The sequence below is a fragment of the Methanoculleus frigidifontis genome (assembly GCF_030464345.1).
Taxonomy (GTDB): Archaea; Halobacteriota; Methanomicrobia; order Methanomicrobiales; family Methanoculleaceae; genus Methanoculleus_A; species Methanoculleus_A frigidifontis.
Window position 1 is genome coordinate 25,330 of the sequence record NZ_VCYH01000016.1, and the last position, 10,138, is coordinate 35,467.

Sequence of the window (10,138 nt, forward strand, 5' to 3'; positions counted from 1 at the left end):
AGGATGCATACCGCGGAGACTATAAGGCATCTTTGGTGTCTCAGGCAATCATATGCTTTTTACCCTCCGCACTCCTCAACTGTACCGATGCGCAGAATCTACCATCGGTTTCCCCAACAGGTCGACCTCGATTTCGACCTGAACCGCCCGTTCCGCGACGTCCTCCGGTGCCTTCAGCGGCTGCACAATACCCATACCACCGAGCGGCAGGAGAACGGACTTCTCAAACGCCGGATTCTGGTCCAGATCTCGGACGGCAGAACACAGTTCCAGGAGATGGCAGGGTTGCCGCCGCTCGACGAGACCGTCACCGAGGCCGCCGACTTCCGCCTCGACCTGCAGGAGACGCTCCTGACACCCGACCGCAGGCTGCCGGTCGCCGCGAACATCTTCCTTCTCCGGATCGTCGATAAGGGCCGGACGACCGAGTGTTTTGTGGCGAAAGAGGGACGGAACGCCGGCATGGACGCTATGGCTCTCCGAACACTGCTGAAGGGTGCCTGCGAGTGAGCCTGAGGATTGCCATCGCCGCGCCGTTCAAACATATGCGGAAAGAGCGGTTGCAGAAGAGCGAGTTCATCTTTTATATCGCGATCGACCGCAAGTGGATGAACAAGGAGCAGGCGAACCAGCTCCTCGAGCGCGCACGCGAGGCCGGCCTCGTGGAGGTGAGCGGCGGGTCCGTCACGCCGCTCTACGACGTCGCCGAGGTGACGGTGCCGCTCGGGTTCAAACCGGAATCAGAGATCCTCGAGGAAGAGAGCCCGTACGAAGAACTCATCGCCCGGATCGCCGCTGCAACCGGGACGCCGCAGAACCAGGTCGTGGCAGAGCTCAACCCGATCATCACCGACCGCTTCGACGGAAACCTCCGCGTCGAGGCTGCCGTGGTGCTGCTGGCGAAGAAGCATAACGTGCCGTTCGAGGATAAACTCGACGCACTGACGCGTAGCGTCCTTGAGAAAAAGGGAAGCTGAATTATTCAGCAGCTTCCTGCGGCTGTTCGAAGTATTCCGCGAGCGGCTTTTCGCCGTAGGTCTTTACGATGGCGTTGATCTGCACGAAGTCGGGACTGATCTCGCTGCCGCGAACGGATTTGCGGCGGCGTTCACCGTCGTAGACGGGGTGAAACCCGGTGCCCTCGGAGAGGAGCAGGCGCCTGCGCCCCGAGCCCGGGAGGTCGCGGCGTGCGGGGATACCGGTCTTGTCGGTCCCGCCGGTGATCTCAACGGCATACCCGTTGAGCCCCAGAACGTTGCCATCTATCGCTTCACCGATGCGTTTCCCGACAAATGCACCCGCCGCAGCGCCGGTTGCATCAATTTTGTATGATCGACCTGATTGAGGGTCGGAAAGAACGATTTTGAAATCCACCATTGTGACGACTCCTACAAACGTATCTATTACGTTTGATATTGAGATATTAAATACTACTTCCCCCAGAACGGATCCTGCCGCCGCCGCATGGTGGTGTACTCCTCGAGGATCTCCTGCATGCTCGGGCTCAGCCGGTCGAGCATCTCCCGTTCGATCACCTTGACGTGCCGTTCCGGGATATCAACGTACAGGTCGTCGTCGACGTTAATTTGCCGCCCGACGGTCGGGCCTTCGATGGAGACCGCCACCTCCTGGCCGGCCTCGGCCTCATGGATCGTCTCGCTCCGGAGTTGCATCTGTTTGAGGTGCCCGATCCTTTTCCCATTCGGGAGCGCCAGGTAGACCCCGCTCTGCAGTTTGCCGCCGAGGATGCGGACGCCGACCACGGCAGGGTTGCTCTGGCGGAAGATGCAGCCCGGCAGGATCCGCACCTTCGCCGGCATGACGAGCTTCTCGAACTGCTGCCGCTCCATCTCGCGCTTCTTCTCGTCGCGCCATTCGACGTAGTCGTCGATGAGCTGGTAGATGACGCCGCTCTCGAAGGCACTGACCTGCGGTGACTCCGCCAGGGTATCGACGGCGTCCGGCAGCATCGGGGTGTTGAAGGCGATGATCGCGCTGTAGAGCGGATTTTTGATCGTGCCCGCCTCGATGACGTCGTGCCGGGTGACCGGGCCGACTTCGGCCTTCAGCACCCCGATCCCCTGCGCATCAAGCTCTTTCGAGAGGGCCTCGAGCGCGCCGATGGTATCGGCCTTGATGATGATACCCTCATCGGCGATGGTCACCTGGATGTCCTCGATCTCGCTCATCACCTTCTCGATGACCTCGTCCCGGTTCTCACCGCGGACGACCCGCAGCGGCGTGCCGGCGATGACGCCCTCGAGCTTCGGTGCGGCGACCTTGATACCGGTCGCGGCGGCGACCGACTTGACCCGCTCGAACTTATCCTCGATCAGGATCTCGCTCATCGGCCGGGGCTTTAAGAGCGAGCGAACCTTCGTGGTGAGGATCTGGTTGTGGCCGGCGACGACGATCTCGTCGCCGACGCTGAGCGTCCCGTCGTAGAGGATGACGTCCAGCGTGGTGCCGAGGCCGCGCTCCTCCTTCACCTCGAGCACCGTCCCGGCACCGGGGCCTTCCACGCTGAGCGCCAGATTGTCGGTCATGTAGCGCTGGGCAAGCCCGATCAGCATCATCAGGACGTCGGAGATACCCTCCCCGGTGAGGGCGCTCGTCGGCACGATACCGACGTTCCGCGCGAAGTCGCGCACCCGGTCGAACCGCTCGGAGTTGAACCCGAGATCCGAGAGTTTGCCGACGAGTTCGTAGACCTTCGTCTCGAGCATGCCCTGCACGCGTTCGTTCTGTTTTGCGAACGTCGTGGCGAAGGATTCGTTCTCGTGAACGCGCCAGCCGTGGATGCGGTCGACTTTGTTCGCCGCGATGACGAATGGCGTCTTGTAGTTCCGCAGGATCTGGAGCGCTTCGATCGTCTGGGGCTTGAATCCCTCGTTGATGTCCACCACGACGATCGCAAGGTCGGCGAGCGACCCACCGCGCGCCCGCAGGGTCGTGAAGGCGTGGTGCCCCGGCGTATCGATGAAGAGCAGCCCCGGAATGTTGAACTGCATTTTGGCAAGAGAACTGTTGCCCCGGGCGATCGCCTCGATAGGGACGATTGTGGCTCCGATATGCTGCGTAATGGCACCTGCCTCGGTGTCGACGACGGAAGAGCCGCGGATCGTATCCAGGAGCGAGGTTTTTCCGTGATCGACGTGCCCCAGCACACAGACGATCGGGGTTCTGATCTGAGATGTCTTGGACTGTTTCGCCATGGGTTTCACCATCCGGTACGAATCGGAGAAGAACTGCCTGTCGCCGGAAACAATGATTTTCCGGAAGTTTTCCGGTATTGAGCGCCGGATCTCCTTCACCGTATTGCCCGGCGCTGCATGCGCTGGTACGTAATAGAACACGGACTCTATTAATAATTCACCTCCGCGTCCCGGCCGGGGCGGCGAGCATGCCGGCAGCGTGCGTGCGTTCTGCCGCACCACCGCGGCACGGTGCCCGGCACATCCGCCGGGTGAGGAGAAACACGAAGAGATAGATTAATGAAACCTCCGTACAAATGAAAGAGGGTACCTGCCAGGGTGGGGTAGTTGGTTATCCTAAGGGACTGTGGATCCCTCGACCCGGGTTCGAATCTCGGCCCTGGCCTTCGGAATTCAATTCCGATTCCCTTACCAAATCGTTAAATAGTCTCTTTCTGACCTGGCTTCCATGGGAGAAGCATTCACAGCACCTACCCAAGCAACGCAGTCGTTTCATCTCGTCAAACCGGAATACGCCGAGTCATCGATCAGGCGTGCCATCGACGAGAACCGGCTGAACGAAGACGATGCCGCGCTAATCCGGGAGTATGTCGCCGAAATGCGGACGCCGGGCGGGACCGGCACCGCGTGGGCGAACAAGGACACCCCTGCCCCGGTAAACCGGCGGCGCTTCATCTGACCCTGCCGCACCACCACCATCGCCGAACTGACGGGGAACGCCGCGCTCGAGGCCGCGATGGCGGGTACGGCCGTCCGGCGAGATCTACTCCCTCACGTTCAGCCGTGACGCAATCCGGATTACGAGCTGCCAGAGCGACACCATCCACACCACCGTTCCGGTGCTCGGGTGAGGGATACCCCTCTCTTTACCGCCCTGAACAAAGGGTTGATCTCGCATTTTTTTCCAATTGTACTCCATGGCCTTGATGGTGGAATTCAGCCCCGGAATGAACCGGCGCAGAGCACTCCAATTTCCGGGCAACGTCCGAGACGTCGGACCAGGTCTCGCGTCCATCGCTGCATCGCAAAATCTTTTCACACACCCGGACATTTGATGACCCCCTCGAACCGAAAACCAGATCAGTTACTTTAACCCGCTGCTTTTCGAAGGGTTCTGGCAGGGTATGTACCGGGATTGCAGCGGCGTGAGCGAACGAGCACCCGCTCGCCGCCGCCGGCCTGGTGCTGCTCCTGGCAGTGCTCGCCATCATCGGCGGCATCGCGGCGATCGTCCTGGCGTCCCGGATGCCGGGGTGAGGGGAGCATCGCCCTCCGCCATTCCATTATTTTTATATATCACCTCCCATAATTCGCCACGAGCAGCAGTTGCCAGTCTGCTCGGGAGAGAGGTATGAAAAAATGGATTTTTTTGGTCGCCGGAATTCTTCTCCTGGCCTGTGCCGCCGCCGGGTGCGTCCAGCCGACCGAGGAAGAGGCGCGGGCGCAGCTCTGCCAGGACCTTGAAGCGCTCGGCTTAGCGCTCCAGAATATGGCAGCTCTCAACGCAAGCTCGTCTGTGGGAGATATCCGGGATGCACGGGATGATGTGCAGTCTGCTATGGAGAACGTCAGGAACTCTGCCGCCCAGCTCGGTGACGTCCGGGTCGACGAGCTCAACCAGGCGTATAGTGACCTCGATCAGACCGTGCAGAGCCTTCCCGACGATGCGACTGTCCCTGAGGCCATCCAGACCATCCGCCCGGAGGTGCGGGCTGTCCGGGATGCACGGCAGAACCTCACTGCGGAGCTGAACTGCACAACGCAGTGAGCGTGGCGGGAACGGGCCGGCGGGTAGCGGAAGGAACCAGTGCCACGGTCGAGGGGCACTGATTCCCCTACCGCCGGATGTACAGGGTATTGGCCGCAGGCTTCTATCCCGGTGTGGCTATGCACGTTTCGGTTCCCGTAGCGGCACCCTGTCGGATTCGCGCAGAAAGCCGGTATGATACGTGGCGAAAGGAGATCGGCGGTGCGTTCGTCGGCGGTGGAGGGAAGCAGACCGGTGAGATTGCAGGGGTCTCCCCCCGGCCTTCTGGACGCCCGTGTCCCTGCGGCATACCTCACGGTGCCGGGTATCCGGGATCGCTCCGGGCGATCTCGTCCTCCTCCGCTTCCTCGGCGTCGTCGGCTATCCAGGGGGGCTGACGGGGCGGTGAAGCGGCAAGACCATCCTTCAACCGCCTTCCCTCCTGATGCGCCGGCCGCGGCATGCGATACGGAACTCCGGCCGTTCGAGGGCTGCCCGACGAAGAGCAGCCGGAGCTTTTCGCCTATCAGGAGAGACGGGCCTGTTCGATCCAAGCCCGTGCCGGACAAACTCGAACGAGCCCCGCAGGGTCTCGCCGGCCGCAGTGGCATCGCTCCCCGGGATATTCGGTGTCGGGAACCCCCGTCACGATCAATGGCGAGCACGTAAACAGTGGCAATTGTCACCGCCGTACGTGATCGCGTTGGCAAAGGGGAGCTCAAACCCGACCCGCTCGTCGATAGAACGCCAAACGTGATCTATTCTATTCCGAATGAACGGTGTATTCGATTTTCTGTGAAGTTCTCTCAATGCCGGCCGACGAATCTCTCACATCTCGTGTTGCTCGCTGCGCTCTTTGCGATCTCAACGGTGAAATTTCCGGAGGGGCGGAAGAAGACTTTATTCCTTTCTGCTGGCAATTCTCTCATATGGTGCAGAAGAAGAGAATCTACGGTATCATAATTACTCTATTTGTCGCAGCGTGCATTCTGGCAGTCGGTTGCACCTCCCAACCGGGTGAGACAGCCGTTCCGACTGCGACCCCTTCCGGGACCCCCGCACCCGCGGAGACCACGGCAGGACAACTCTGGAACGCCACGTCCTCGCAGATGTCCGAACAGGACATTCAAAACCTCGCCCTAAAGGCATTTGTGTACGGTTTCCCGCTCGTAGAGAGCATGGGCAAGACGTACGAGATGGGCACCTCTCCGGACGTGCCGCTGGGTGCACCGGTCAACACCTTCGGTCGTACAAGTCTGTTTATCGATGCAGAGGCATGCCCGCGCCTGGGAATCGTGTCGCCCAACGACGACACGCTCTACCAGCTGGCACAGGTGGATGCCGGGAAAGAGCCGCTCGTCCTCCACGTGCCTGCCACGGGAGACCGCTACTATGTCATGCAGTTCGTGGATGCCTGGTCGAACAACTTTGCATACGTCGGCAAGCGTGCAACCGGCACCGCTGAAGGCGAGTTTCTGCTCGTCGCCCCCGGATGGCAGGGGGAGGTTCCCGCCGGCATGCCCGTCATCCATGCTCCGACACGGGTCTTCACCATCAACGGCCGATTCGCGGTAGCGGGCGAGGAGGATGTGCCGAACGTTGAGGCGCTGCAGGATCAGGTGTGGCTGACGCCCCTCTCCCGGTACCCGGGAAAACCGGATACATCCAACCGTACAATCGGGGACTGGCCGCTGCCGGGACCCGATCCGGCGGTGCCCGACGACCTCCTCTTCTGGGAGAAATTCCGGGTCTGGTCCCAGACCTTCCCGCCGGATCCGTCGGAAGCCGGATACCTCGGGCAGTTTGCTCCACTCGGGCTCTGTGAGGAGAAGAGCCCGTACGTGAACGCCGATCCGTCCCTGGCGGCCGTACTTCGCGACGCACAGCAGGAGGGGCTTGCCATGCTCAACGAGGAGATACCAACCATACTGCCGCTGAACGAACAGTGGGGCGATACCCGGGATCTCTTCAACTACAACGTGCATTTCTTCGAGATCGGTACAATCGACTCCCCTGAATGGAAGATCGCCGACCCGCAGACTCGCTACGTGATGCGCGGAATTGCCGCCCTCATCGGGCTCTGGGGCAACCACGCCTACGAGGCCTATTATCCGGCAACCTATAATGACAACGAGGGACAGTCTCTCTCCGGGGAATATACGTACATCCTGCACTTCAACCAGACACCTCCAGTCGAGGCCTTCTGGTCGGTCACCATGTACGATGTCCCCCGGTACTATCTGGTCGACAACCCGCTCAACCGATATTCGATCGGAGATCGGACGCCCGGCGTACAGTACAATGACGACGGCTCACTGGACATCTTCATCCAGCATGACTCCCCGGGGCCCGACAGGGAGTCGAACTGGCTGCCTGCACCGGCCGGGCAGTTCCGCCCCATCCTCCGCATGTACATGCCGGATTCGGGAGTATTCGAGGAAGGGCAGTGGCACATGCCGTCGATCGAGCGCGTGGAGGAGCCCGGAAGCGATCTCCCATAAGAAAAACGGCCCAACAAGGAATCGCAGATCTGAGGGGCGAAGAAATACGAGCCATCTTTTTCTGCACTGCCGGGGGATGGGGAGCCACTTTAGCACCTGCATTGGAGGCGAAAGGCTCCACTCGCCCCTCATCCCCCGGCATGGTTCCGACCTTCTTCCAGCAGCGGCTCCGGGAGAGTGATAGTTCAACGTCGGCATCAACGGTGACCGGATTGCAGCCGTATCCGGTCAACCGCTTCAGGGCAAAATGTCCTTGATGTCCCGGGCCTCATCGTAGCGCCAGGGGGTCGTCGACCTGCACTCCCATGGCCGGACCGTCACCGGCAACCGCCCGGCTACGTCTGATTGCGTTCGTCCTGTTTGGTAGTGCCCAAAAAAACAACTGATAATAGAAAAGCTCTCACGGTGTGAGTTTCTGGTATGAACGCGGGATATTGCTCAACATAATGCAGTCGGATTCTCTGAAAGAGATTTTCAGTTATATTCTGGGGCACAACCGTATTTATCGGCGGGGTCTGGATCACGCACTCGTCCATCACCCGGTTGACGGAACAGGAAGACCACATCACGTTCCGGATGACGCTCGTGATGCTCTTCTTCGTTTCCCTGCCTCCCGTTCTTCACGAGCCCGATGACCACCCACCTCGCCGGGGCGGGTTCACGGCTGTCGGTTCTCCTCTACGGGCAGGATCTGTTCTTCGCATCGTATCTGCTGAGCACGATCATGCGCTACCTTGCCCGGCGTCCGGAGCTCCTCGTTGACGGCTTTGCGGATGACGACCTCCGGGACATGGTACGGCGACGGCGATACGGCGTTGTCTCCAATGGAATCAGGGTGCTGCTCGCGCCGTTCCTGCCTCTGCCGGCAATCGCGATGTATACTACCGTTGCGATCTGCTTTATTCTCCAGCCCCTGTTCTTCAGGCGAATCATCGTGCGTTCTCTGAAAAAGCAAGCGCAGTGAGATCCTGCTGCTTTTGGGATCCAGCCCCTCCCCGGGAGAGGTGCTCACGAGTACGCTCCGCCACGCATCTCCTCGTCCATCGCGGTGGGATTATTCTCATCATACCGGGAGTGCCCGCGGTTCATCGGGTTGGAGAGACCCCGTACCTTTATGTATCGGGGAGTGAAGCAGACGGGCATGAGATCGGTCGATGCACCGGGGCCGGAGGGCCGATGAGCACATCTGATAGCAGGGCACCCCCCGCCTTCCACGTCATGGCAAAACCGACCGGCGCACGGTGCAACCTTGCCTGTGCCTACTGCTTTTACCTGGAGAAGGAAGGGCTGTACCCGGACGGCACCTTCCGGATGACCGACGAGGTGATGGAGCAGTTCATCCGCCAGACGATCGAAGGGCACCGCGTGCCCGGGGTGACGATCGCCTGGCAGGGGGGAGAGCCGACCCTGATGGGGCCGGACTTCTTCCGGCGGGCCGTGGCGGTGCAGAAGAAGTATGCACGGCCCGGCACCCGTATCGAGAACACCTTCCAGACAAACGGCGTCCTCCTCGACGACGAGTGGTGCCGGTTCTTCCACGACAACAATTTCCTCGTCGGCCTCTCCATGGACGGGCCTGCGGAGCTTCACGATACCTACCGGAGAGACAGGCGAGGCCGCGGCACCTTTGACCGGGTGTTTGCGGCCGCCCGCCTGCTCCAGAAGCACCGGGTCGCGTTCAATATCCTCTGCGCAGTCAACAGCACGAACGCCGATTATCCCCTGGAGGTCTACCGGTTCTTCCGCGACGAACTCTCGGCGCCGTACATTCAGTTCATCCCCATCGTGGAGCGGGAGAACAAGACCGGATTTCAGGAAGGGAACACGGTCACCGACCGGTCCGTCCGGCCGGATCAATGGGGCCGGTTCCTGATCGCAATCTTCGATGCGTGGGTCCGGCGAGACGTCGGCCGGATGTTCGTCCTGAACTTCGACGGAGCGCTTGCTGGCTGGCTCGGCATGGCCGGGACGGTCTGCGTCTTTGCCCCGACCTGCGGCCTTGGCGTGGCGCTTGAGCACAACGGCGACCTCTACTCCTGCGACCACTTCGTCGAACCCGACTATTTACTCGGCAACATCCTCGAAACACCGCTCGCAAAGCTCGTGGGCTCGGAGAAGCAGCGGCGGTTTGGGGCGGCCAAGCGCGACACGCTCCCCCGCTGCTGCCGGGAGTGTGCGTTCCTCGCCGTCTGCAACGGCGAGTGCCCGAAGAACCGGTTCGTCGAGACGCCGGACGGCGAAGGAGGCTTGAACTACCTCTGCGAAGGGTATAAGGCGTTCTTCTCCCACGCCGACCGCCCGATGCGGATGATGGCCGGGCTGCTCCGGCAGGGACGGTACGCGGATGAGGTGATGCCGATGCTCGCCGCGGAGGAGAAGCCGGCGGCAAGAGTGGGGCGAAACGATCCCTGTCCCTGCGGGAGCGGGCTGAAGTACAAGAAGTGCTGCGGAGGCAGGAATCGTTAAGAGCGGTGCTTCAGGCCGGGGTCGCTGTCCCGGAACATATCCGTCGGGCGCCGGACGCGGCAGGTGCATTTTCCCGGAAGAATATAGTTCTTGGCGCTACCCTTTTGAACCTTGAAGTACCTGAGCCTTCATGACCGGGCAGGAGCAGATCGCGATCGTGAAACACGTTCCCTTTTCTGTTTTGAAGAAACGGATCAAGCACCACAAAG

Annotated in this window: 11 protein-coding genes and 1 tRNA gene; 8 read left to right on the forward strand and 4 right to left on the reverse strand. The window is 60.9% G+C overall.

What is annotated here, in order from left to right; genetic code table 11:
- Window positions 1-87: 87 nt before the first annotated feature.
- Both FGU65_RS15270 and FGU65_RS15275 read left to right on the forward strand, forming a co-directional pair.
- A complete protein-coding gene (locus tag FGU65_RS15270; RefSeq protein ID WP_301665365.1) occupies window positions 88-510 on the forward strand; it encodes a hypothetical protein in 423 nt (140 codons plus the stop codon).
- Entirely contained in the window at window positions 507-977 is a 471-nt protein-coding gene (locus FGU65_RS15275; protein ID WP_301665366.1) for a DUF2240 family protein, read from the forward strand. Before FGU65_RS15270 ends, FGU65_RS15275 begins: the two co-directional genes overlap by 4 nt.
- A gap of 1 nt (window position 978) precedes the next feature.
- Here FGU65_RS15275 and FGU65_RS15280 read toward each other — a convergent pair whose 3' ends face one another.
- Window positions 979-1,377, reverse strand: coding sequence for a 30S ribosomal protein S6e (locus FGU65_RS15280; protein ID WP_301665367.1), 399 nt, complete (start codon window positions 1,375-1,377; stop codon window positions 979-981).
- A gap of 53 nt (window positions 1,378-1,430) precedes the next feature.
- Window positions 1,431-3,215: a translation initiation factor IF-2 gene (gene infB / locus FGU65_RS15285; protein WP_301665368.1), complete on the reverse strand. Its 1,785-nt coding sequence runs from the start codon at window positions 3,213-3,215 to the stop codon at window positions 1,431-1,433.
- A 312-nt stretch (window positions 3,216-3,527) separates the two neighbouring features.
- Between infB and FGU65_RS15290 the strand changes: the two genes are divergently transcribed.
- Both FGU65_RS15290 and FGU65_RS15295 read left to right on the forward strand, forming a co-directional pair.
- A tRNA-His gene (locus FGU65_RS15290) sits at window positions 3,528-3,600 on the forward strand.
- A 63-nt stretch (window positions 3,601-3,663) separates the two neighbouring features.
- Window positions 3,664-3,894 (forward strand): hypothetical protein, encoded by a 231-nt coding sequence (locus tag FGU65_RS15295; RefSeq protein ID WP_301665369.1) that lies wholly within the window; start codon window positions 3,664-3,666, stop codon window positions 3,892-3,894.
- A gap of 410 nt (window positions 3,895-4,304) precedes the next feature.
- On the opposite strand, the gene FGU65_RS15300 is transcribed toward FGU65_RS15295, so the two are convergent.
- Window positions 4,305-4,499, reverse strand: coding sequence for a hypothetical protein (locus FGU65_RS15300; protein WP_301665370.1), 195 nt, complete (start codon window positions 4,497-4,499; stop codon window positions 4,305-4,307).
- A 67-nt stretch (window positions 4,500-4,566) separates the two neighbouring features.
- On the opposite strand from FGU65_RS15300, the gene FGU65_RS15305 reads away from it, so the two are divergent.
- Complete coding sequence (locus tag FGU65_RS15305; protein WP_301665371.1) at window positions 4,567-4,983, forward strand: hypothetical protein; 417 nt, start codon at window positions 4,567-4,569, stop codon at window positions 4,981-4,983.
- A 292-nt stretch (window positions 4,984-5,275) separates the two neighbouring features.
- Here FGU65_RS15305 and FGU65_RS15310 read toward each other — a convergent pair whose 3' ends face one another.
- Window positions 5,276-5,425 carry a hypothetical protein gene (locus FGU65_RS15310; RefSeq protein ID WP_301665372.1) on the reverse strand — a complete coding sequence of 50 codons (150 nt, stop codon included), beginning with the start codon at window positions 5,423-5,425 and terminating at the stop codon, window positions 5,276-5,278.
- A gap of 715 nt (window positions 5,426-6,140) precedes the next feature.
- Between FGU65_RS15310 and FGU65_RS15315 the strand changes: the two genes are divergently transcribed.
- The 3 genes from FGU65_RS15315 (at window position 6,141) to FGU65_RS15325 (ending at window position 9,929) form a co-directional block, all read left to right on the forward strand.
- A complete protein-coding gene (locus FGU65_RS15315; protein ID WP_301665373.1) occupies window positions 6,141-7,463 on the forward strand; it encodes a DUF1254 domain-containing protein in 1,323 nt (440 codons plus the stop codon).
- 631 nt (window positions 7,464-8,094) lie between these two features.
- On the forward strand, window positions 8,095-8,427 hold the full coding sequence (locus FGU65_RS15320; RefSeq protein ID WP_301665374.1) for a hypothetical protein: 333 nt from the start codon (window positions 8,095-8,097) through the stop codon (window positions 8,425-8,427).
- 212 nt (window positions 8,428-8,639) lie between these two features.
- Window positions 8,640-9,929 (forward strand): anaerobic sulfatase maturase, encoded by a 1,290-nt coding sequence (locus FGU65_RS15325; protein ID WP_301665375.1) that lies wholly within the window; start codon window positions 8,640-8,642, stop codon window positions 9,927-9,929.
- Window positions 9,930-10,138: the final 209 nt, after the last annotated feature.